This window comes from Methylobacterium sp. Leaf112, from assembly GCF_001423295.1.
Lineage (GTDB): Bacteria > Pseudomonadota > Alphaproteobacteria > Rhizobiales > Beijerinckiaceae > Methylobacterium.
Map to the genome: position 1 here is coordinate 23,646 of NZ_LMNG01000004.1, position 23,050 is coordinate 46,695.

Consider the following 23,050-nt stretch of genomic DNA (forward strand, 5'->3'; position numbering starts at 1 on the left):
GGTCAGGCCGTCCTTTCAGAAAAGATCGCCTTCTTGACGATGGCGTGGACACCCCAATTGCCGTCCACCACCTGGGTGATCCCGAAATCGACGGCGATGGACATGAGCGAGATGGCCTCGTCCTCGGTCAGCCCCTTCGCGTGCATGAGGAAGGAGCGCATCTTGCGGAAGGCGTCGCGCATGGCGAGGTCGAGGGAGGATTTCTGGAAGATCGCACTCTGCGCTTCCGGACCGAGGTCGCGCAGGTAGTTCGGATAGCTGAAGCCCGATAGCACCCACTCGTCGCGCGTCTCGATCATCGGGAAATCGAGGGCTTCGAGGGGCGTGCCAGCGAGAGCGGCCTTCTTGTGCAAGATGAATTGGAAGGTGCCCGTGAGCGAGCACTCGATCGCCGTGCCGCAGAGCTCGGAATCGCCCTGGCTGGCATGGGGATCGCCCACCGAGAACAGGGCGCCGGGCACGGCCACGGGATAATACATGGTCGCACCCTTGCCGATGCGCCAATTGTCGATGTTGCCGCCAGTGTAGCTCGGCGGGATCGAGTTCACCATGTCGGCCTCGGCCGGCGCGAGGCCCATGGTGCCGAAATGCGGACGGATCGGCACCCGGATTCCCTTGAGCACGTCGTAGGTGCGCTTGGTTTTGGTGTGATCGACGGGAAGGCCCGGGTAATCGATGATCGAGTGCAGCACCCCGTCGGGGTCGGTGACGCCGGGCCAGGGAAAGCTGTAGACCGCCTTGGCCCAGTCCCGCTCGCCGCCGGCATCGACCTCGTAGATGGTGACGATCTCGCGCTTCTTGCCCTCCAGCATGTCATTGTAGTGGTAGCCCCACCACGCCGCCGCGTTGCTGCCGAAGGTCGAGCCCTTGAACTTCAGGTTGGCGGAGGGGCGCGGCGCCACGTCGAGGATGCGGACTTCGAGGACGTCGCCGGGCTCGGCGCCCCGGATCGCCACGGGCCCGGTGCAGATATGGACGCCGAGGCCGCCGCCCGGACCGAGCTTGGCATCCTCGGGGCCGGCGCCCCGGCGGGCGACGCCCTTCTTGTCCTTGGTCCAGAGGAATACGCTCTCGGCGCCCGGATCCCCCGTGACCATGCGTTCGGCGTCGTCGTTGGCATGGTGGGTCAGCGTCTCGATGGTGACGTAATCGCCCGACGCGATCTCGATACGGGGTTTCAGGGTCTTGCTGAAATAGCCCCAATGCACCGTCTCCGCCGTGGCGGGCAGGTGGTGGTGGGCGGCGTGCGCCGCGCTCGTACGACCAGCCTCGGCCACGGCGGGACTCACCAGGGAGAGCCCGCCGGCCGCCAGGGCCGCCGCGCCCCCGGACGCGACGAAACCGCTCTTCAGGAAGGCTCGCCGTTCGGGTTGCATGTCACGCCGGTAGCGCAGGCGATGCTCCGCGAAGGCGGCGCAGGTCGGGTCGTCGCCAAGGCACATCTCGTCTCTCCGAAGCTGGGGCGTCCGGAGCCGTGTACGCAAGGGCGCGGCCAAGCTCCGCCGGCGATCAAGCGGTGCCTCCCGGTTCGGCCGCGGCCCGGTAGGTGCGCCACCCGCCGTACCGGGTGATCTCCGGGGCCTCCGCGACGGCGTGCGCCTCGCAGAGGAAGCCCGGAACCGCTCTTCCGTCGGCCAGGGCGATCCGGCCGATCCCCAGGGGTGCGGGGATCGCGGCGACGAAGCGGCCGAAGGCCTCCGGCGGCAGCGTCCAGATCTCGACCGCGATCCCGGGTCCGTCGAAACCCGGGTCGCGCACGAGGCCGGGCTTGGCGGGCTCGGTGTGCGGCAAGACGTAGAGGCGGTAGTCGGACTTGGTCCGGGTCTTCTCCAGCAGGGTCGCGCCGAGGGCGAGCAGCTCGCCGTTGAGGGGGAGGCCGGACAGATGCGCCCCCACCACCGCGAGGGCGACGCCGGCGTGGCCGGGCTCCGGGCGACGGACGAAGTCCGGCACGGCCCCGGCGCGGTCGCGCCCCAGGCCGCACGCGGCCCCCCGGTGGAGGGCATCGGCCATCGGTCCCAGGGCATCGTCGCTGCCGCCGGGGCCGACCAGGGTGACGCCAAGGGGCAGGCCGTCGCCCCGGAACCCCGCCGGCACCGCGATGGCGGCGAGGCCGAGCAGGTTGGCGAAGTTGGTGTAGAGGCCGAGCCGGCTGTTGAGCGCGACGGGGTCGTCGCGCATGGCGGCCACCGTGTAGATCGTCGGCGCCGTCGGCAGGAGCAGGATGTCGAGGCCGGAAAACAGGGCGTCCGCCTCGCGCTTCAGGGCCTCGAACCGATAGCGGCCGCGAAAGGCGTCGACGGCGCTGAACGCCCCGGCGGAGGCGACGATGGCGCGCACGCTCGGATCGAAATCGTCGGCGTTCGTGCCGAAGAACGTCTCGACCGCCGCGAGGCGCTCGGCCACCCAGGGGCCGCCGTAGAGGAGGTCGGCGATGGCACGCAGGGGGGCGTAGTCGAACGCGACGGGCGTGCCGCCCAGGGCTTCGAGCCGGGCGACGGCCGCGTCGTAGAGGCGCTCGGCCTCGGTGTCGCCGAAGAATTCGCGGTCCGCCCCCGTCAGCACCCCGAAGCGCGGGGCGGACGGCAGGGACACGGGCGTGATGCGCCGGGCGTAGATGTCGCTCCCGTCGAACCCCTCGGCGATCCGTCGGATCTCGATCCCATCCGCGACGCACGGGGCGAACACGGTGATGCAATCGAGGCTGCGACAGGCCGGAACGAGGCCGGTGGTGGAGACGAGACCCGGCGTCGGCTTGATGCCCACGAGATTGTTGAAGGCGGCCGGGACCCGGCCGGAGCCGGCGGTGTCGGTGCCGAGGGAGAAGCAGGCCAGCCCCGCCGCCACCGCCACCGCCGAGCCCGAACTCGACCCTCCGGAGATGTGGTCGGGCGAGAAGACGCTGCGGGGTGCGCCGTAGGGGGATCGGGTGCCGTTGAGGCCCGTGGCGAACTGGTCGAGGTTGGCCTTGCCGATGACGAGGGCGCCGGCCGCCTTCAGCCGCGCGATCACGTGCGCGTCCTGCGCCGGCTCGAACGCGAAGGCCGGGCAGGCCGCGGTGGTGGGCAGGCCGGCGACGTCGATGTTGTCCTTCACCGCGAAAGGCACACCCCAGAGCGGCAGGGAATTCGGCTCGGGGTGGCGCGCCATCAGGGCACGGGCCGCCGCGATCAGGTGTTCGCGGGGGACGGGCGTGATGAAGACGGCCGGGTCGGGACAGGCCGCCATGCGGTCGGATACGCGGGCGGCGAGGTCGGCCGGGCTCAGGTCTCCGGCGGCGTAGCGTGCACGCAGGGCCGCGAGGGTCAGGACCGGCGGCAGGCCGTCATCCGCGCGCGGATCGTAAATCGCGTCGTTGTGCTCACCACGATGCATCCTTGCCTCCTTTGTATACACGGCGCGACACGTCACCGGACGCCGCCTCGCCCGCGACGCGTTCCCCGCTTCCCCGTGAGCAAGCCCGTTGCCAAGGCGCCTCAGCCGGGCGTGCCCGCGTAACGCGATGCAGGTCCATGGGCGGACGGGTCGCCGGGCGTATCTCCGGGCGCATCTCCGACCTGCTCGGCGAAGCGCTGGATCAGCCAGCGCCCTGCGGGTCCGGGCGGCCGGTCGGTGCGGTGGATCGCCGTGAAGGGCAGGCGGCGGCGCTTCGCCTCCGGCATCCGCAGTTCGACGAGGCGTCCCGCCGCGAGGTCCGCCCGCACCATGTGGGCCGGCATGCTGCCCCAACCGATCCCGGCGAGCAGCAGGGTGTGCTTCGAGCCGAGGTCGGAGAGCCGCCAGGTGCGGGTGGCGATCACGCCGAATTCCTGTCCGTCCGAGAGCGGCGAGCGGTCGGCGATCACGAGTTGGACATGCTCGCGGGCCTGGCCCGGCGGGGCGCCGTCCGCCCGCGCGAGGGGGTGCGACGGGGCCGCGACCGGCAGCATCTCGACGTCTCCGACGGCGATGTGTTCGAGGGGATCGCTCGTCTTGTCCCAGATCTCAACGCCGATGCCGATGACGGCCTTGCCGCTGGCGACGCAGTGCTGGACCGCCCCCAGGGCCTCGACGTTGAGGCGCAGCGCCACCGTCGGAAACCGTGCCTGGAACGCCTTCAGGGCATCGACGAGACGGTCGCCCGGCATCAGCACGCTGACGGCGAGGCTGACCTCGGCCTCCAGCCCGCCGAGCAGGCCGTTCACCTTGGCGCGCAGGGCATCGAGACTGTGGGCGACGGTGCGGGCCTCGGCCAGCACGGCACGCCCCGCCTCGGTGAGTTGCGGCTTGCGGGTCGAGTCCCGATCGAATAGCGGCAGGCCGAGCTGCTGCTCGAGGTTGGCGATCCCGTAGCTGATCACCGAGGTGGCGCGGTTGAGCCGCCGGCCCGCCGCCGCGAAGCTTCCGGCCTCCACGACGCACAGGAACACGCGCAGCTGATCGAGGGTCGGGATTCCGGCCGTCCGCATGTCGTTTCCCCGCCCATCGCCTCGCACACGGCACAACGGCGCCGGGCGGGTCTTCGCAAGCAAGGGGAGCGCCGGTTCCAAAGAAGGCGACGCCGACGCGACGAAGCCGGTCCCCGTAAGGACCGGCTTCGTCGCGTCGGCGTGTTCGTGCGCGGATCAGCGCGCGGTGCGCGACCGGATTGCGGGGTGGGGCGCCCGGAGCGACCCGGTGGTGGCGACGTCCGCACCCGCCACCCAAGCCGGGACCGCTCCGTCGAGGCGCCGCCGGTCGTTCGCAGGCGCCCCCGCGACGCCGCCCGGCGCCGTGACGGCCGGAATGCCGGCGGGGGCCGTGTAGCTCTGGGCGGACGCGGCGCCGGTCAGACCGGCGACGGCCGTGAGAGCGAGGACCGACAGGGTGAGGATACGGGACATGATGGGCTCCATCGGTTCGGTGTGCCGACGTTGGCCGGCTTCTGATGGAGCGAAGATGGACCCGGACCGCCCTCCGAAAAACCCGAAAAGACTCGATGGAAACGTTCGATGAAATCGAAAAGACAGATGCTTCAGTGATGCCCGGCCATGTGCCGGCCGATAGTGCCGGCCTCGGCCGCGGCCGCCGGGGTCTCGTAGACGAGGCGCCCGTCCGACATCACCAGGATACGGTCGGACAGTTCCAGGATCTCGTCGAGGTCCTCGCTGATCAGCAGCACCGCCGCCCCGGCATTGCGCGCGGCGACGATCCGGTTGCGGATCTCGGAGACCGCCGCGAAGTCGAGGCCGAAGCACGGATTGACCACGATGAGGAGATCGACGGGATCGGTGAGCTCGCGCGCCAGCACGGCCCGCTGCACGTTGCCGCCCGACAGGGTCGCGATGGGGGCCTCGGCGGAGGCCGTCTTCACCTTGAACCGTGCGATCAGCTCCCTGGCCCGGGCCGCCATGGCACGCTTGTCGAGCCACAGGGTCGGGGGGCCGCCGGCCGCGTCGCCGCGCCGGTCGAAGGCGCGGAAGGCGAGGTTCTCGGACACCGACATGCGGGGCGCGCAGGCGTTGCGCAGGGGCTCCTCCGGGATGAACCGGACCTTTCGCGATCGGCTCTCGGAACGGGTGCCGGAATAGGGTGCGCCCGCGACGATCACCCGACCGGCGGTGGCGCGGATCTGCCCGCCGAGCACGTCGGCGAGTTCCTTCTGGCCGTTGCCGGAGACGCCGGCGATGCCCACGATCTCCCGGGCGCGCACCCGCAGGCTGTCGATGGCGATGTGGCGCAGGCCGGACGGGTCGGTGGCGGTGACGCCCTCGACCCGGAGCACCTCGCGGCCCGCGTCCGCGTCGCCGATCCGGGCCGCGAGGGTCCGCACGGTCCGCTCGCCGATCATCAGTGCCGCCATGTCGTCGCGCGAGAGCGTCCCGACGGCACCGCCACCGACGAGGCGGCCCCGGCGCAGGACGCTCAAGGACCGCGCGAAGGTCTCGACCTCGTGGAACTTGTGGCTGATCATCAGCACGGTGAGGTCGCCGCGGTCGGTCATGGCGCGCAGCAGACCCAGCACCTCCTCGGCCTCGGAGGGCGTCAGCACCGAGGTCGGCTCGTCGAGGATGAGGAACCGGGCCTCGAGGTAGAGCTGCTTGACGATCTCGAGCTTCTGCTTCTCGCCCGCCGCCAGCTCCGCCACGGGCCGGTCGAGGTTCAGGCGGAACGGCATCCGGTCCATGAAATCCGCCAGCACGGCGCGCTGGGCCTTCCAGTCGAGGATCGCCGGCGCGTCGGCGCGCGCGATGACGAGGTTCTCGGCGCCCGTGAGGGACGGCACCAGGGTGAAGTGCTGATAGACCATGCCGAGGCCGCGCGCCTGCGCACCCTTCGGATTCGTGATCTCGGCCTCGCGCCCATCGACCAGGACCGTGCCCGCGGTCGGGGCGTAGAAGCCCATCACGCACTTGACGAGGGTCGACTTGCCGGCGCCGTTCTCGCCCAGCAGGGCGTGGAAGCCGCCCCGCTCGATCTTCATGGAGACGTCGTCGAGGGCCGCATGCGCGCCGAAGCGCTTCGTCATGCCGATGGTCTCGATGCCGATGGCGCGGGGCAGGGCGGGGGTGCTGTCCATGGTGCTCAGCCCATGGCCCGGAGAAGCGCCTCGGACGTGGCGACGGCGCCGAAGACGCCGCCCTGCATGGTCACCATCTTCAGGGCCGCCGCGTGGTTGCCGGGATCGGTGGCCGCGGTGGCGTCGGAGACGATGACGCATTCGAAGCCGCGGTCGTTGGCCTCGCGCATCGTGGTGTGGACGCAGACATCCGTGGTGATGCCGGTGAGGATGAGGTTGCGGATCCCGCGCGCGTTGAGGATCAGTTCGAGGTCGGTGGCGCAGAACGAGCCCTTGCCGGGCTTGTCGATCACCGGCTCGCCCGGCTCCGGCGCCAGCTCCGGAATGATCTCCCAGCCGGGCTCGCCCCGCACCAGCACCCGGCCGCAGGGTCCCGGATCGCCGATGCCGGCTCCGATGCGGCGCGAGCGCCAGCGCTTGTTGGCAGGCAGATCCGCCAGATCCGGCCGGTGCCCCTCGCGGGTGTGGATGACGGGAAAGCCCCGTTCGCGCGCGGCGGCGAGGAGCCGGGCGATCGGACCGATCGGCGCGCGGGTGAGGGCGAGGTCGTAGCCCATGGCGTCGACGTAGCCGCCGACGCCGCAGAAATCCGTCTGCATATCGATGACGACGAGGGCCGTGGTCTCGGGGCGAAGGCTGCCGTCGTAGGGCCAGGGGTACGGCTCGGCGGCCGCATAGGTGCCCCCGGCCGAAGTTTGTGCGCCCACGGAGGAGGCCTCCACGCCCATGGGAGAGCCCGTGCTCATTCGGCCGCCTCGCGGGCGCCCGGCGCCAGCGCCTCGCCGTAGGACCGCGTCGGCGCGGGAAAGCCGCAGCCCGTGCCGTCGACGACCTGGACCTGATCCTCCCACGGCACGCGGTACCGGCCGGCGGCCAGATCGTGCATGTAGGTGTAGGGGCAATCCTGCGCGCCCCCCTTCACCGCCGTGTAGCCGCGGTGGCCGAGCTGGTAGATGTTGTTCTCGACCCCCCAGTGGATGCGCGCCTCGCGCACGAGGTCGGGCCGCACCTCGGCCGTGATGATCTCGTCGACGCGGCCCGTGGTGCCGTGGGCGATGATCGCGCCGTCGAAGTTGCAGATCATGCCCTCGCCCATGGAATCGAAGGCGCCGTCGGAGCCGCACAGGCAGACGTTGGCGGTGACCATGAGGTTCGAGAACGCGTTCGCCTGGTTGGTGAAGCGCCAGGAGTCGCGGATCGGCGCAGTGTAGCCGGCCGTGCGGATCATGATCTCGGCGCCCTTGTAGGCGCATTCGCGGGCCATCTCGGGGAACATGCCGTCGTGGCAGATGATGAGGCCGAGTTTCGCGCCCTTCGGCCCGTCGATCACCGGGATGCCGAGGTCACCCGGCTCCCACGGCTCCACCGGCACCCAGGGGTGCATCTTGCGATAGGTGAGCTTCACCGCGCCCCCGTCGTCGATGATCAGGCCGGTGTTGTAGGGATTTCCGTGCGGGTTGAACTCCATGATGGAGAAGCAGCCCCAGATCCGGTGCTCGCGGCAGGCCGCTTGGAACGCCGCGACCTCGGGGCCATCCACCCGGCACATGATCTCCGGGTTGGTGTCCATCGACAGGCCGTGCAGGGCGTATTCGGGGAACACCACGAGATCCATGGTTCCGAGGTTCGCGCGCGCCTTGGCCACCATGGCGACGACGCGGTCCGTCTGGGCCGTCAGATCGGCCTTCGTGACCACCTTGGGCAATTGCAGCTGCACGAGGCCGATGACGACGCCGTCGGGCGACTTGTTCAGTCCGCCGAGTCCGTTCATGCGAGAGCCTACTTCGAGAGGGACAGTTCGCCCGGTGCGCCGGCCAGCGCCCGGTCGGGCGACGCGGTGGCGATCAGCAGGGCGAGGGTGAGGACGTAGGGCGCGGCGTAGAACAGGTAGTAGCCTTGGCTGACGCCGACCGATTGCAGGGCCGGCCCCAGGGCCCCGGCGCCGCCAAACAGCAAAGCCGCGCCGAAGCACGCCAGCGGGTTCCAGCGGGCGAAGATGACGAGGGCCACCGCCATCAGGCCCTGGCCCGACGACACGCCCTCGTTCCACGAACCCGGATAGTATAGCGACAGGTAGGCGCCTCCGATCCCCGCCAGGGCACCGCCGGTGGCCGTCGCGTACAGGCGGACGCGGTCGACGTCGTAGCCCATGGCCCGTGCGGCGTCGGCACTGTCACCGACAACGCGCACGATCAGGCCGGCCTTGGTGTTGCGGAACGCCCACCACAGGAACACCGACAGGGCCGCGCCCGCGAGGAACAGCACGTTCACCTGCAGGGCCGCCTGCACCTGGGGCAGGCTCGACCAGAACCCGAAGGGAATGGCCGGGAGCGGCGGGGCCGAGGGTTGGATGAAGGGCTTGCCGAGGAAGAAGGCGAGACCTGAGCCGAACAGCATCAGGGCGATGCCCACCGCCACGTCGTTGACCCGGGGCAGGCGGCAGACGAACCCGTGCAGGAGGCCGAACGCGGCGCCCGCCAGGGCGGCGACCGCCACGCCCGCCCAGGGCGAATTGGTCAACACGGCGGTGCCGTAGGCGGACATGGCCCCGAAGACCAGGGTTCCCTCCAGCCCGAGATTGATCCGCCCCGAGCGCTCGGTGATGGTCTCACCGAGGCTGACGAACAGGAACGGCGTCGAGACGCGGATCGCCCCGCCGATCACCGCGATCAGGACGGACCAGAGACCGAGATCCTCGCTCATCGCCCACCCCTCATGCCGGCCCCGCGGGGGTCGATCCCCGTGCCGTCTCGCGCTCGGTTGCCCGGGATTTGGCCGCCCAGAGATGCGGGTTGAACAGCTTGAACCGGCCGTAGAGCGTTTCGCTCATGAGCACGACGAGGAAGAGCAGGCCCTCCAGCACCAGGACGGTGGCGTCGGGGAGCTGCATTCGCCGCTGGATCAGGCCGCCCGAGGCCTCGATGCCGCCGAGCAGGAAGGCCACCGGCACGATGGCGATGGGGTTCTGCCGGGCGAGGAACGCCACGAGGATGCCGGTGTAGCCGTAGCCGGCTGCGAGCGTGCCGTTGGCGGTGCCCTGCACGGCGACCACCTCGAAGAAGCCGGCGAGCGCCGCGAAGGCGCCGCCCAGGGCCGTGAAGCCGACGATGAGCCGGCCGACGGGCAGTCCCTGGATCTGCGCCGCCCGCACGTTGCCTCCGGCGATGCGGGCCGCGAAGCCGAGGGTCGTCCGGTCCATGAGCAGGTAGGCGGCCAGGCACGCGATCACGCCGCAGCCCAGCCCCCAATGCACGCCGATCCCCGGCATCGGACCGAGCATGAAGGCCTCGCCCACCGGCAGGGTCGAAGGCTTGTTCAGGCTCGTCGGATCGCGCAGCGGCCCCTCTATGAGATGGTTGGCGACCGCGATGGCGATGTAGGACAGGAGCAGGCTGGAGATGGTGGCGTTGACGCCGCGATAGGCCTGGAGCCAGCCCACCGCACCGATCCAGACCGCTCCGACGAGGGCCGCCGCCAGCGCCATCAGGGGGATCGCGAGCGGCACCGGCATGGCGGCGAGGGGCTGGGCGGCGGCCGCCGCGGCGAGGCCGCCGAGCACGATGGCGCCCTCGCCGCCGATCACCACGAGACCGAGCCGGGCGGGGAGGGCGACGCACAGGGCGGCGAACAGCAGGGGCGCGGCGCGCTGCAGGCTGTTGCCGAGCGCGAAGGCCGAGCCGAAGCCGCCGCGCCAGACGATCTCGACGAGTTGGACCGGCGACTTGCCCATGGCGGCGAGGAAGACACCGAACAGCACGAAGCCCGTCACGGCGGCGGCCACTGGAATCGCCACCGCCTCCGCGCGGCGCGCCAGCCAGGCGCGGACCTGGAGGCCGGTCGAGGGGCGCGCCGGGGCGGCGCTCAGCTCCGAAGGGGCGGCCTGCGCGACCACGCGTCAGGGTCTCCCGTGTGCGATCGGGGACGTCACCCGAGACCCGATTGGCCCGGCGCTCATACCGAGCCCTTCACGCCGGCGACGAGGTAGTTGGTGCTCTCGAGTTCGGGCGCCTTCTCCGGGTAGGCTTGGCCGGCGGCCAGGATTTCCTTCCCGGTGTTGTCCTTGAGCGGTCCCTTGATGATGGCGTAGCCGCCCGTCATCATCTCGGCCTTGACCGCGTCGGCATTCTTGCGAGCCGCCTCGCTCACGCCGGGGCCGTAGGGGCTCATCTTGACGTAGCCGTCCGCGAGCCCGCCGCGCACGAAGTTCTGCGGCACGCGGCCGGCCTGCATCACGGCAATGAAGTCCTTGTAGATCGGCAGCCAGTTCCACTCCGCGCCGGTGAGATACTTCTGCGGGGCGAGCGGCGACTGGTCGACGTGGTAGCCGCAGACGAAGGCCCCGCGCCGGGAGGCGGTCTCGACCACCACCTTCGGGCTGTCGACGTGGCAGGTGACGACGTCGGCGCCGCCGTCGATGAGCGCGTTTGCGGCCTCGGCCTCCTTGACCGCGAGCGACCACTCGCCGGTGAAGATGACCTGACAGGTGATGGACGGATCGACGCTCTGGGCCCCGAGCAGGAAGGCGTTGATGTTGTTCAGCACCTGCGGGATCGGCTTGGCGCCGACGAAGCCGAGCTTCTTCGACTTCGACGCATGCGCCGCCACGATCCCGTTGAGGTACTGGCCCTGGGCGATGTAGCCGAAGTACGAGCCTGCGTTCTTCGGATCCTTGTCCGTCCAGAGGCCGCCGCAATGCCGGAACTGGATCTTGGGGTTCTTCTTCGCCTGGGCGAGAAGATACGGACTGTAATAACCGAACGAGGTGGGGAACAGCAGCGTCGCCCCGTCGAGGTTGATCATGCTCTCCATGGTCTTCTCGACGGCGTTGGTCTCGGGGACACGCTCCTCCTCGGTGATTTCGAGGCCCGGCATACCCTTGAGCGCCTTCGCGGCCTGGGCGTGGGCTTGGTTGTACCCGTAATCGTCCTTGGGCCCGACGTAGATGAATCCGACGGTCAAGGCACCGGCGGCCCGCGCACGACCGGAGGGCAGGAGCCCGAGCGACAGGGCGCCGGCTCCGGCGAGAAGATGTCTGCGAGAGAAAGGGCGTGCGGTCACGGCATCCGTTCCATTCGACTCGCATGGTTGCGATGGAACGAAACCTAAGCCGTACCCCAATGGAGAGAAAGCCAAGACTTTCGGCAGTGCGATGATGGCGTTTGCTCTACGCGCATCAGCAATTGGACAGACCAGGCGCTCAAAATGACGGCCGTGTATGCACGGTTTTTGGCCACGCAAGGGACCCGCTTCCAGTTCCGTCGAAGGGCGTCCGGAAATGGAAGGGCCGGCAGGCCTATGGAAGCCGCCGGCCCAAACCGAGACGAGGATCGATGTCTCTCACACGCGGACTTCCACGCCGTCGCGCACGTCACGCAGACCGGTTGCGGGATCGGCTGCCTTCAGCGCCCGCGCTGGGGCAGGGTGCCCCTCACCGAACCGGTGACGTCCGCATCCGCAGCACCGGCCCGTCCGGGCACCGGGTGGGACAAGCGGCCCGTGTAGGCGTGGAAGTTCCGGTCGGCGGCCCGTCCCTCGAGGCCGCCCGGTGCGGTCGCGGCGGGAATCCCGGCCGGGGCAGTGTAGCTCTGCGCGAGAGCGGCGCTGGAAAGGGCAAGACCAAGGGCGGCGCCCACGAGGATGCGTACGGTCATGGTTGGGTTCCCGAGTGCGGAGCCGCGGTCCGATAGAAGGCGGAACGGCTCGCTGAGTTCCCAGAATTTGTGCAGCAACGCATCGAAAAGCAACATTCCGTGCGCAAGGCGTGTGCATCATGTTGATGCACACGCCTTGGCTCGACGTCCCTCCGGTAAAAATTCGCGAGAATAAACCGATTTCGGGCAATTACTTGGACGCCAGTGCCGCCTTTTGTGCCAGGTCCTGTCGCCGCTGGCACGCATCTTTCGGCGGACCGCATCTCCGAGAAGCATCAGGCGACGGGAACGCTCGGCGTTCCAGGGAATGCCCACCCGGAGGGCACCCAAGGGATCGCACCGCGCGAAGGGGCACGGCGCGGGCGGGACCCGGAGCTTACGCCGGGAACACGGTCGGCCCTTCCTCAAGTACGTTGGAATCGACCCGAACGGCTTCGCTCACGGACGGATCGCGGCTCAGCCTCGCCCGATCGTCGCCTCGATCTGCCCATGGGGCTCGTCGGTCGGCAGGAACACGGTTCCGGGATTCTCCAGGCCGAACGGCGTCAGGTTGATGGGAATGTAGTGCTTGTTCGGCATGGAAAAGCCGATCTCGGCGATCTCCGGGATGGCCGCGAGGACCGCCTCTCCCATGCGGTACATGCTGTCCTGAACGCCGGCGCTGTAGGTGGTGCCGAACACGTCGATCAGGATGTCGAGCACCCGCGCGTTGGTGGCCGTGGTGTCGGCGGGGGCGGCCGCCCAGGTCCAGGTGGCGTCCATGGCGGTGGCGGCGATGCGGTCCGTCGCGTCCGGCAGGGTGCGGTACCCGTCGTCGACGAAGTCCGCCCAGCCCGATTGCGTGGTCTTCATGAAGGTGAAGCCCCGCAGCCCTGAGCGGAGCACGCTCCCGTCGCGGCGGGCCGTCAGGGCGACGTGGCCCGTCCCGTTGCCGTCGAGGGTGAAGACGTGCCCATGCGGCGCCCCCCCGATGGAACGCCGCAGCCAGCGTGTTTCCGAACCCTCGATCCGCATCTCCTCGATCTGCGGGTACGCGTCGAGGAACGTGGCGGCGACGGCCTGGACGAAGGCCTCCGCGTCGAGGGCGAGGTTCCGGGCCGCGACCACGTTGACGATGTTCTTCACGCTGTCGGTGGCGACGCAGGCGCGGTTGTCGGCCCCGGTCCAGGCGGCGTCGAAGGCCCCCTTCATCAGCACCGTGAGGGAGAGTTCGCGCGGGGTGTGACGATCCCCGTCGCGAACGAGCCGCATCACCCGCACGCGGCCCTTGCCGTATTGGGAGGCGGTCAGGGGCATGGTCTTCTCTCCATGTGCGATCGGGAATCGAGGGGATGGCACGGCGCTCCCGGCGTGCCCGCGAGACTCGCCGGTGCCCGCCTTGCGCGCAACGGCGCAACCGGGGGTTCGTCGGGGACGCTCAATGCTCGGAGGCGGCCGCCTGCTGCCGGGCCGCCGCCCGCGACGCCCCGGCGCCGGCGAGGCCGTTGAAGAACAGGTTCAGGGTCACCGCCGCGATGGCGCAGAGCAGGATGCCGGATTCGAGCAGCGGGTGCAGGGCGTGCGGCATCTGCCTGAAGAAGGCCGGGGCGACCAGCGGGATCATGCCGAAGCCGATGGACACCGCGACGACGAACAGGTTGTTGCGATTGCGGGCGAAATCGACCGCGCCGAGGATGCGTACCCCGGTGGCGCCGACCATCCCGAACATCACCAGGCCGGCCCCGCCCAGGACGCATGGCGGCACCGCCTCCACGAGGGCTGCGAGCTTCGGAATCAGGCCGAGGCCCAGCATGATGCAGCCGCCGACGACGGCCACGTTCCGGGTCCGCACCCCGGTGACGCCCACGAGCCCGATGTTCTGCGAGAACGAGGTGTAGGGAAACGTGTTGAAGACGCCGCCCAGGATGGTGCCGAGGCCGTCGCCGCGCAGGCCCCTGGTCAGGCGCGCCTCGTCCACGGGGTCGGCGCAGATCTCGGCGAGCGCCAGGAACATCCCCGTCGACTCGATCATCACCACGATCATCACGATACACAGGGTGACGATGGAGACGGGATCGAAGGTCGGGTACCCGAAGGCGAAGGGGCGCACCACGTCGAACCAGGACGCCTTGGCGACGTGGCCGAGATCGACCAGACCGAAGAACGCCGCCACGATCGTCCCGGCGACGATGCCGATGAGCACCGAGGCCGAATTGACGAAGCCGGTGCCGTAGTGGGTGATCGCCAGGATCACGCCGAGCACGAACGTGGCGATGGCGAGAAAGAGCGGGGCGCCGTAGTCGGGATTGCCGACCCCACCCGCGGCCCAGTTGACGCCGACCTTCATCAGCGAGACGCCGATCACGAGGATGATCGTGCCCGTCACCACCGGCGGGAACAGCGGCAGCAGCCGTCCGACCAGGGGGCTCGCGAGGAACGCGAACAGGCCCGCGGCGATCACGGCGCCGTAGATTCCGGTCAATCCGATGGCGGGGTTGGTCCCCATGGCGACCATGGGCGTGACGGCGGCGAAGGTGACGCCCATCATCACCGGCATCCGCACCCCGACGCCCGGCAGGCCCCAACTCTGCACCAGCGTTGCGAGACCGCACGCGAACAGGTCGGCGCTCACCAGCATCGCCACCTGGTCGGGGGCGAGATTCAGGGCACGGCCGACGATCAGGGGGACGGCGACGGCGCCCGCATACATCACGAGGACGTGCTGCAGCCCGAGCAGGCCGAGGGCGACGGGGGGCACATTCGCCGCGGCCGCGGGCGGTGCGCTGCCGGTCGGGCTCAGGACGGCATCGGGCGGGGCCGCGATCGTCGTGGCGCTGTTCATGGTCGACACCTCTGCCGCGACGCGCAGATCCCTCACCGGGGATGCCGGTTCCAAGAGCGCAAACCGTGTGCCAGAGGCCGAAGCGCTTGCCTCGGGCACGGCATGTGGCCCGTTGCCTGCACCCCTCCGCCCTGCGATGCGTCACCATCGCCCGCCTCAAAGGAGACCCGGCCGTCATGCCCACGACGCTCGCAGATCTGAACGAAGCCCCGGCCACCGAATTCGTGGCGGTGCTCGGCGCCGTCTTCGAGCATGCCCCGTGGGTCGCCGAGGCGACCGCCGCGCAACGGCCCTTCGGCACCGTCGAGGCCCTGTTCGCCGCCATGCGCCGGGCGGTCGAGGGTGCCCCGGACGCCCGGCGGCAGGCTCTCCTGGCGAACCATCCCGAACTCGCCGGACGCGCCGCCCGCTCCGGGGACATCGCCCCCAATTCCATCGCCGAGCAGGCCGCGGCGGGCCTCGATCGCCTGTCGGAGACCGAAGCCGCCCGTTTCGCAGCCCTCAATGCGGCCTACCGGGACAAGTTCGGGCTGCCCTTCATCCTGTGCGTCAAGCGGCACGGCCGGACCTCCCTGCTGGCGAGTTTCGAGGCTCGGCTGGCCGCGTCGCCGGAGGAGGAGCAACGGACGGCCGAGGCCGAGGTGATGCGGATCGCCGCGATCCGCCTGAACGCCCTGGTGACGGGCGCGGGGCCGTTGTCCACGACGGGCCGGATCTCGACCCATGTCCTCGACACCGTCCAGGGGAAGCCCGCCGCCGGGGTGGCCGTGACGCTCGTCGAGTTCATCTCGGACACGGACATTGCCGTCGTCGCCCGCGCGGTGACCAACGCGGACGGCCGCACCGACGCGCCCCTGATCCACGGGCGTCCCGTGCCGCGGGCGACCTACGAGCTCCGCTTCGCACTCGGAGACCACTTCCGGCGGATCGGGCCGGCGCTCGGCCTCGATCTGCCCGAGCCGCCGTTCCTCGACGTCGTGCCGCTGCGCTTCGGCGTCGGCGATCCGGAAGGCCATTATCACGTGCCCCTGGTGGCGACGCCCTGGAGCTATCAGACGTATCGGGGAAGTTAGCGTACCTCACCAGATTCCCGGTCGCAGCCGGTTCTCGCCTGGAGCACGGCGGCGCAGCGGGCGTTTGGTGAGAGGCACTCGAGGCCGGGCCGGCATGGCTATTGCTGTGCTCCGATCCGCGAACCCGGCCCAGGGCCGGCGGCAGGAGCGTATCCGATGCGTCCGTCCCGAATCATCTGCCTCGGCCTTCCCATGATGGGTTGGCTCCTCGCAGGATGCCTGTTCGGCGGTGGCGTCCTCGGAGTGGCACCCGAAGCCCGGGCGCAAGCCAGCCTGACGCCTCCGGCCGGTCAATCGCGCCTCACGGCCCCGGGCGGCCTTCGCGGACGAGCGATCCGCCGCCACGGAACGCATCGTCGTCGCTGACCCGGCGGAACCGCCAGGGCCGCGTTCCGTCGCCTCGACAGAAACCTGCTTCTCCCCTTCGACTGACCTGGAAGGTACCCGATCATGCGCCTGACAATTTCGGTCCTCGCCCTGTGCGGGGTGTTCGGCCTGGCCGGCCCGGCACTCGCCCAATCCGTGGGTGCCCCGGCCGGCAGCGACCCCGCCACGGCTCCCGGCGGCACCGAGGGCCGCGCCGGCCCCCGGAACGAGCGGGAAGCGATTCGAAGCGGCGATGCCATTCCGGCCCCACCCGGCATCGGCGAGCCGATTCTCCCGCCATCCGGCATCCCGACGCCCGACCGGCCGCCGGCACCGCGCCCCTGATCCGTCGCCGGTAAGATCAAGAAGCCCGCCGGAGCGATCCGGCGGGCTTCCGCGCGTCCGATGGCGCGCTACTGCGTGAGCTTGTCGTCGATGCCCTTCACGTACCAGTTCATGCCGAGGATCATCGGGTCGGGTGCGGTCTCACCCGCCTTCACCGCGACGGTTCCGTCCTGCTTCAGCACCGGCCCGGTGAACGGGTGGATCTTGCCGTCGGCGATGGCCTTGGTGGTCTCTTCGGCCATGGCCTTCACGTCGTCGGGCATGTTGGTGAAGGGCGCCAGCACCACCATGCCGTCCTTGATCCCGCCCCAGGTGTCGCCGCTCTTCCAGGTGCCGTCGAGGACGGCCTTCGCCTGGGCGATGACGTAGCCGTTCCAGTCGTCGGTGATCGAGGTGAGCTGGGCCTTCGGGGCGAAGCGGAACTGGTCGGAGGACTGGCCGAAGGCGAGCTTGCCCTGCTTCTCGGCCTCCTGCAGGGGGGCCGCCGAATCGGTGTGCTGGGTGAGGATGTCGGCGCCCTGGGCGAGCAGGGCCTTGGCCGCCTCCGCCTCCTTGCCCGGATCGAACCAGGTGTTCACCCAGACGACCTTGATCTTGATGTTCGGGTTGACCGACTGCGCCCCGAGCATGAACGCGTTGATGCCGCTCACCACTTCGGGGATCGGGAACGAGGCGATGTAGCCCACGGTGCCGGATTTCGAGAGCTTGCCGGCGATCTTCCCGCACACGTAGCGGCCCTCGTAGAAGCGGGCCGAGTAGGTCGCCACGTTGTCGGAGCGCTTGTAGCCGGTGGCGTGCGCGAACTTCACCTTCGGGAATTTGCGGGCGACCTTCAGGGTCGGCTCCATGAAGCCGAACGAGGTGGTGAAGATCAGGCCGGCGCCGGAGCGGGCGAGCTTCTCGATGGAGCGCTCGCTGTCGGCCTCGGGCACGTTCTCGAGGAAGGTGGTGTCGACGGTGTCGGGCATCGCCGCCGCCAGCGCCTTGCGGCTGAGGTCGTGCTGGTAGGAATAGCCGAAATCGGCGACAGGCCCGACATAGACGAAGCCGACCTTCAGCTTGTCGGCCGCGGAGGCCTGCCCGGTCAGCACCGGTCCGGCCGCGAGGACCGCGCCCAGGACTGCACCGCCGAGTCTCATCAACCTACCCCGCATGGTGGTGTCCTCTTCGATCCGTTGTGGGCCAACTTCGGCGTGCCGTCGTGGAAGCGGGTCACCGGCTCGGCGTGAAGACGCGTCCGAGGGCGGCGGGCGCCAGCGAGCCGCCCTGGCGCCGTCCCAGGGAGAGCAAGACCAGGGCCAGGATGGTGGCGAGGTAGGGCAGGGCGGAGAGGAGCTGGCCCGGCAGGCCGAGCCCGGCGGCCTGGGCGTGAAGCTGGAGCACCGTCGCCCCGCCGAACAGGAGCGCGCCGGCCGCGACCCGCAGGGGCCGCCAGGAGGCGAACACCACGAGGGCGAGCGCGATCCAGCCGCGGCCCGCCGTCATGCCGGGCGACCAGAAGGGCGTGTAGGCCAGCGCCAGATAGGCCCCGCCGAGCCCGGCGCAGGCGCCCCCGAACAGGACGGACAGGAAGCGGACCCGGCGCACCTTCAGCCCGAGGGCATGGGTCGCGACGGGGTCGTCGCCGATGGCGCGCAGGGTCAGGCCCGCGCGGGTGCGCCAGAGGAACCACGACACGGCGGCGACGAGGGCGACCGCCGTGTAGACGAACGCATCCTGCCCGAACAGCAGCCGGCCGATCCCGGGCAGGTCGGTGAGGCCGGGGATCGCCAGGTGGGGCGCCGGATCGCGCTTGATGCCGACGTAGTTCGCCCCCACCAATCCCGACAGGCCGAGACCCAGGATGGTGAGCGACAGGCCGGAAGCGACCTGGTTCGCCGCGAGCCCGACGGTGAGGAGGCCGAACAGGGCGGCGAGGCCGAGGCCCGCTCCCGCACCGCCCAGCGCCCCCAGAAGGGTCGAGCCGGTCTGCATCGCCAGCGCGAAGCTGACGGCCGCGCCGAAGATCATCATGCCCTCGACGCCGAGGTTGAGCACCCCGGAGCGCTCGGCGACGAGTTCGCCGAGGCCGGCGAGGATCAGGGGGGTCGCGGCCGCCAGGACCGTGACGAGCACCATCTGGACGATGTCGAGGGTCATGACCGGCTCCGGTCCTGTTCGCGCGGGCTCACGACGCCGTGCGGCCCGACGGCCCGCCGGGCACGATCCGGACGTGGTAGCGGGCGAACACGTCGGCCCCGAGGACGAGGCCGAGGAGCAGGCCCTGGAAGGCGCGGGTCAGGTCGAGGGGCAGCTTCAGGTCGATCTGCGCGCCCTCGCCGCCGATGGTGGTGAGCGCGATGACGAGGGCGGCGACGAGGATACCGGGCGGCGAGAGCCGGCCGAGAAAGGCGACGATGATCGCCGTGAAGCCGTAGCCCGGCGAGATCTCGGGCTGGAGCTGCCCGATCTTCCCCGCCACCTCGACGATGCCGGCGAGGCCCGCGGCCCCGCCGGAGATGGCGAAGACCGACAGAGTCAGGCGCGCATCAGAGAAGCCGGCGAAGCGCGCGGCCCGCGGGCTCGCGCCGACGACCCGCACCGCGAATCCGAACAGGGTGCGGGCCAGCACGAAGGTCGCCAGCCCCACGGCGGCCAGGGCGACGAGCACGCCCGCATGCAGGGTCTCGCCCTCCATGAGGTAGGGCAGGCGCGCGGCCGGATCGAACCCGACGCTCTGGGGAAAGTTGTAGCCCGCCGGGTCGCGCAAGGGGCCGCGGACCATGTAGTCGAGCAGGAGCTGGGCGACGTAGACCAGCATGAGGCTCGTCAGAATCTCAGAGACCCCGAGGCGGACCTTCAGCACGGCCGGGATCAGCGCGTAGGCGGCCCCCGCGAGGGCTCCGGCGGCGAGCATGGCGGGCAGGATCCAGGGGGCGTCACCCGATCCGTGCGTCGCCACGCCGACCCAGCCACCGGCCAATCCGCCGACGACGAACTGGCCCTCGGCGCCGATGTTCCAGAGGTCGGCGCGGTAGCAGAAGGCGAGCCCCGTCGCGATGAGGGCCAGGGGGGCCGCCTTGAGGGCGATCTCCTGGAGCGACCAGACCTCGCTCAAGGGGGCGACGAAATAGGTCACGAACGCCGCGCTCGGCGAGACACCGAGGGCCGCCACGACGAGGCCGCCGATCAGAACCGCCGCGACGAAGGCCAGCGCCGGCGCGAGGATGTCGAGCACCGCGGAGCGGCGGGTGCGGGGCACGAGGTCGAGGCGCATGGGGTCTCCCGATCAGTGCGCGGGGGCCGGCGCCGCGTCGCTCGATCCGCCCATGAGCAGGCCGATGGCCTCGCGGGTCGTCTCGGCCGCAGGCACCGCCGCCGATAGCGTACCGTCGTGCAGCACGGCGATGGAACCGGCGAGCTCGAACAGTTCGTCGAGGTCCTGGCTGATGACGAGGATCGCGGTACCGCGGGCCGCGAGATCGATCACCGCCTGACGGATATGGGCGGCGGCGGCGGCATCGACGCCCCAGGTCGGCTGGTTGATCACGAGCGTTCCGGGCTCCGCCAGGATCTCGCGGCCGACCACGAATTTCTGGAGGTTGCCGCCCGACAGGGTGCCGGCGGCGGGATCGGGGCCCGCCTTGCGCACGTCGAAGGCCGTGATCACGCGCTGGGCGAGGGCACGGGCGGCCCCCGGACGAAGCAGACCGAACCGGGTCAGGGGCGCCGTCGAATGGCGCGACAGCAGGGCGTTCTCCGACAGGCTCATCGCGGGTGCCGCCGCGTGGCCGTTGCGCTCCTCCGGCACGAAGGCGGCGCCGAGGCGCCGGCGCGCGGTGATGCCGAGGTCCCCAACGGGTGCCCCGTCGAGGCGCACGGAAGCCGGATCGGCCGCCCGCACCTCGCCCGACAGGGCCGCGAAGAGTTCGGCCTGTCCGTTCCCGGCGATGCCCGCGATCCCGAGGATCTCGCCGCCCGCGACGCTGAGCGAGACGTCGCGGAGCGCGGTGGCGTGCAGGCCGGGGGCGGGGAGGGCGAGGCGGTCGAGCGCCAAGCGCTCCCGGCCGACGGCTCCGCCCCCGCGCACGGTCACCTCGCGCACGGCGCTCCCCACCATCATCGCCGCGAGGGATCGGGCCGTCTCCTCCCGCGGATTGCAGGCGCTCACGACCTTGCCGGCGCGCAGGATGGTGGCGCGTACGCAGAGCCGCCGCACCTCGTCGAGGCGGTGGGAGATGTAGAGCAGCGCCCGCCCCTCCGCGCGTAGACGCTCCAGCACGGAAAACAGCACCTCGGCCTCGCCCGGGGTGAGCACAGAGGTCGGCTCGTCGAGGATGACGAGTTTCGGATCCTGCAGCAGGCAACGCACGATCTCGATGCGCTGGCGCTCGCCGGCCGAGAGCGACCAGACCGGACGGTCCGGCTCGAGATGAAGGCCGTAATCGATGCCGAGCTTGGCGATGCGGTCGGCCAGCGCCCGGCCGGAGAAATCCCGCGGCATGACGAGGGCGATGTTCTCGGCGACCGTGAGGTTCTCGCACAGGGAGAAATGCTGGAAGACCATGCCGATCCCGAGCCGGCGGGCGGCGTCCGGGTTCGGCAGTTGCACGATGTCGCCCTGGTGCGTGACGACGCCCTCCGTCGGCTCCAGCAGGCCGTAGAGGATCTTCATCAGGGTGGATTTGCCGGCGCCGTTCTCGCCCAGCAAGGCGTGTATCTCGCCGGCCCGGATCTCCAGATCGACACCGTCGTTCGCCGTGAAGCCGCCGAACCGTTTCACGATGCCGTAGGCACCGAACAGGGGCGTCGGCCCCGCCTGCGGGCGCGGCGAAGCGGAAGCGGAGCGGGCGGCTTCCATCCTCAGACGGCACCGAACAGGTGCCGGGCCAACCGGCTGTGGTCTTCGCGCAGCCGACGCGTGTCGAGGCCGATCGGATGTCCGTCGATGACCCGCCATTGCCCGGCCACCATCACCCGGTCGGCCCGGTGGGCGCCGCAGAGCACGAGGGCCGCCAGGGGATCGTGCGCGCCGGAGAAGCGCAGCTCGTCCAGGGTGAAGAGGGCAAGATCCGCCTCGCGGCCCTCTTCCAGGCGGCCGATATCGGAGCGCCCGAGGCAGGCGGCGGAGCCCTCCGTCGCCCAGCGCAGGGCGTCGAGATGCGTGACCTTCTCGGCGCCGTAGGTGAGGCGGTTCAGCATCAGGGCGTGCCGGACGCCCTCCATGAGGTTCGAGCTGTCGTTCGAGGCCGAGCCGTCGACCCCGAGCCCCACGGGGGAGCCGGCGGCCTCCAGTTCGCAGGTCCGGCACTGGCCGGACGCCAGGGTCATGTTCGAGGTCGGGCAATGGCACACGCCGACCCCCGCCTTACCGAGGCGGGCGACCTCGTCGTCGTTGAAGTGGATGCCGTGGGCGAGCCAGGCGCGCGGGCTCATCCATCCGACCTCCTCGAGGTAGTCGACGGGGCGTTGCCCGAACGTCGCGAGGCAGTAGGCGTCCTCGTCCAGGGTCTCGCCGAGATGCGTGTGCAGGCGGCAATCATGGCGTTCGGCCAGCGCCGCGCTCTCGCGCATCAGCCGCTTCGTCACGTTGAAGGGCGAGCAGGGCGCCAACCCAATCTGCACCATGGCGCCGGGGTTCGGGTCGTGGAACAGGGACAGCACCCGCTCGCTGTCGGAGAGAATCGTGTCGTCGTCCTGCACGAGGGCGTCCGGCGGCAGGCCGCCGTCGCGCACCGAAAGACTCATGGAACCACGGGTGACGAAGGCCCGGATGCCGAGGGCCCTCGCCTCCTCGACCTGGATGTCGACGGAGGCTTCGAGTCCTTTCGGGAACAGGTAGTGGTGATCCCCCGCCGTGGTGCAGCCCGACAGGAGCAGTTCGGTGTAGGCGAGGCGCGTGGCGAGGCGGAAGGCCTCCGGGGTCAGCTTGTCCCAGACGGTGTAGAGGGCCTGAAGCCAGGGAAACAGCGGCTTGTTGATCGCCAGCGGATGAGCGCGGGTCAGGGTCTGGAAGAAGTGGTGATGGGTGTTGACGAGGCCGGGGATCACCACGTGGCCCGCGGCGTCGAAGGTCTCGTGCACAGGCGCCGCCGGCTGGCCGCCCGAGGGCACGCGCTCCACGATGCGCGTCCCCTCGACGACGAGGCCACCGGCCGCATCCTCCGCGAGGATCGCCAGGGGGTTCCTGATCCAGAGACGATGGGTCCCGGCCTTGTGCGCGTTCATTCCGACTCCCGATTCCACGCGATGTCCCGAGGGGAGCATATTCCAGGCC

At 70.4% G+C, this 23,050-nt stretch carries 20 protein-coding genes; 2 read left to right on the forward strand and 18 right to left on the reverse strand.

The window, feature by feature from the left end; all coding sequences use genetic code 11:
• Positions 1 to 2 precede the first annotated feature (2 nt).
• The 13 genes from ASF52_RS03715 to ASF52_RS03775 form a co-directional block, all read right to left on the reverse strand.
• Positions 3 to 1,442, reverse strand: coding sequence for an acetamidase/formamidase family protein (locus tag ASF52_RS03715; protein ID WP_056167843.1), 1,440 nt, complete (start codon positions 1,440 to 1,442; stop codon positions 3 to 5).
• Between the two features lie 67 nt (positions 1,443 to 1,509).
• Complete coding sequence (gene atzF / locus ASF52_RS03720; protein WP_056167846.1) at positions 1,510 to 3,375, reverse strand: allophanate hydrolase; 1,866 nt, start codon at positions 3,373 to 3,375, stop codon at positions 1,510 to 1,512.
• Between the two features lie 101 nt (positions 3,376 to 3,476).
• Positions 3,477 to 4,448 carry a LysR family transcriptional regulator gene (locus tag ASF52_RS03725; RefSeq protein WP_082483570.1) on the reverse strand — a complete coding sequence of 324 codons (972 nt, stop codon included), beginning with the start codon at positions 4,446 to 4,448 and terminating at the stop codon, positions 3,477 to 3,479.
• A gap of 156 nt (positions 4,449 to 4,604) precedes the next feature.
• Positions 4,605 to 4,862: a hypothetical protein gene (locus ASF52_RS03730; protein ID WP_056168104.1), complete on the reverse strand. Its 258-nt coding sequence runs from the start codon at positions 4,860 to 4,862 to the stop codon at positions 4,605 to 4,607.
• A gap of 131 nt (positions 4,863 to 4,993) precedes the next feature.
• On the reverse strand, positions 4,994 to 6,547 hold the full coding sequence (locus tag ASF52_RS03735) for an ABC transporter ATP-binding protein (protein ID WP_200937380.1): 1,554 nt from the start codon (positions 6,545 to 6,547) through the stop codon (positions 4,994 to 4,996).
• Positions 6,544 to 7,266 carry a biuret amidohydrolase gene (gene biuH / locus ASF52_RS03740; RefSeq protein WP_056167850.1) on the reverse strand — a complete coding sequence of 241 codons (723 nt, stop codon included), beginning with the start codon at positions 7,264 to 7,266 and terminating at the stop codon, positions 6,544 to 6,546. Before biuH ends, ASF52_RS03735 begins: the two co-directional genes overlap by 4 nt.
• A gap of 14 nt (positions 7,267 to 7,280) precedes the next feature.
• The gene (locus ASF52_RS03745) at positions 7,281 to 8,309 is read right to left on the reverse strand and encodes a formamidase (protein WP_056167853.1); all 1,029 of its coding nucleotides are present in this window, start codon (positions 8,307 to 8,309) and stop codon (positions 7,281 to 7,283) included.
• 8 nt (positions 8,310 to 8,317) lie between these two features.
• Positions 8,318 to 9,241, reverse strand: coding sequence for an ABC transporter permease (locus ASF52_RS03750; protein WP_056167858.1), 924 nt, complete (start codon positions 9,239 to 9,241; stop codon positions 8,318 to 8,320).
• 10 nt (positions 9,242 to 9,251) lie between these two features.
• On the reverse strand, positions 9,252 to 10,430 hold the full coding sequence (locus ASF52_RS03755; RefSeq protein ID WP_056167860.1) for an ABC transporter permease: 1,179 nt from the start codon (positions 10,428 to 10,430) through the stop codon (positions 9,252 to 9,254).
• A gap of 59 nt (positions 10,431 to 10,489) precedes the next feature.
• Positions 10,490 to 11,596, reverse strand: a complete 1,107-nt coding sequence (locus ASF52_RS03760; RefSeq protein WP_056167863.1) for a BMP family ABC transporter substrate-binding protein — start codon at positions 11,594 to 11,596, stop codon at positions 10,490 to 10,492.
• Positions 11,597 to 11,937: 341 nt separating this feature from the next.
• Positions 11,938 to 12,189: a hypothetical protein gene (locus ASF52_RS03765; protein ID WP_082515183.1), complete on the reverse strand. Its 252-nt coding sequence runs from the start codon at positions 12,187 to 12,189 to the stop codon at positions 11,938 to 11,940.
• Positions 12,190 to 12,645: 456 nt separating this feature from the next.
• The gene (pucL, locus tag ASF52_RS03770; protein ID WP_056167876.1) at positions 12,646 to 13,485 is read right to left on the reverse strand and encodes a factor-independent urate hydroxylase; all 840 of its coding nucleotides are present in this window, start codon (positions 13,483 to 13,485) and stop codon (positions 12,646 to 12,648) included.
• A gap of 121 nt (positions 13,486 to 13,606) precedes the next feature.
• The gene (locus ASF52_RS03775) at positions 13,607 to 15,010 is read right to left on the reverse strand and encodes a nucleobase:cation symporter-2 family protein (protein ID WP_244473687.1); all 1,404 of its coding nucleotides are present in this window, start codon (positions 15,008 to 15,010) and stop codon (positions 13,607 to 13,609) included.
• A gap of 176 nt (positions 15,011 to 15,186) precedes the next feature.
• On the opposite strand from ASF52_RS03775, the gene uraD reads away from it, so the two are divergent.
• Positions 15,187 to 16,083, forward strand: coding sequence for a 2-oxo-4-hydroxy-4-carboxy-5-ureidoimidazoline decarboxylase (gene uraD / locus ASF52_RS03780; protein ID WP_056168109.1), 897 nt, complete (start codon positions 15,187 to 15,189; stop codon positions 16,081 to 16,083).
• A gap of 450 nt (positions 16,084 to 16,533) precedes the next feature.
• Positions 16,534 to 16,794 (forward strand): hypothetical protein, encoded by a 261-nt coding sequence (locus ASF52_RS03785; protein ID WP_056167878.1) that lies wholly within the window; start codon positions 16,534 to 16,536, stop codon positions 16,792 to 16,794.
• 68 nt (positions 16,795 to 16,862) lie between these two features.
• Here ASF52_RS03785 and ASF52_RS03790 read toward each other — a convergent pair whose 3' ends face one another.
• From ASF52_RS03790 to ASF52_RS03810, 5 genes are read right to left on the reverse strand one after another with little or no spacing between them, the layout of a single operon-like run.
• Positions 16,863 to 17,948, reverse strand: coding sequence for a BMP family ABC transporter substrate-binding protein (locus ASF52_RS03790; RefSeq protein ID WP_056167882.1), 1,086 nt, complete (start codon positions 17,946 to 17,948; stop codon positions 16,863 to 16,865).
• Between the two features lie 58 nt (positions 17,949 to 18,006).
• Positions 18,007 to 18,933: an ABC transporter permease gene (locus tag ASF52_RS03795; protein ID WP_056167884.1), complete on the reverse strand. Its 927-nt coding sequence runs from the start codon at positions 18,931 to 18,933 to the stop codon at positions 18,007 to 18,009.
• A 28-nt stretch (positions 18,934 to 18,961) separates the two neighbouring features.
• A complete protein-coding gene (locus ASF52_RS03800) occupies positions 18,962 to 20,050 on the reverse strand; it encodes an ABC transporter permease (RefSeq protein WP_056167889.1) in 1,089 nt (362 codons plus the stop codon).
• A gap of 12 nt (positions 20,051 to 20,062) precedes the next feature.
• The gene (locus ASF52_RS03805) at positions 20,063 to 21,634 is read right to left on the reverse strand and encodes an ABC transporter ATP-binding protein (protein ID WP_056167891.1); all 1,572 of its coding nucleotides are present in this window, start codon (positions 21,632 to 21,634) and stop codon (positions 20,063 to 20,065) included.
• A 2-nt stretch (positions 21,635 to 21,636) separates the two neighbouring features.
• The gene (locus tag ASF52_RS03810; protein ID WP_056167894.1) at positions 21,637 to 23,001 is read right to left on the reverse strand and encodes an 8-oxoguanine deaminase; all 1,365 of its coding nucleotides are present in this window, start codon (positions 22,999 to 23,001) and stop codon (positions 21,637 to 21,639) included.
• Positions 23,002 to 23,050 lie beyond the last annotated feature (49 nt).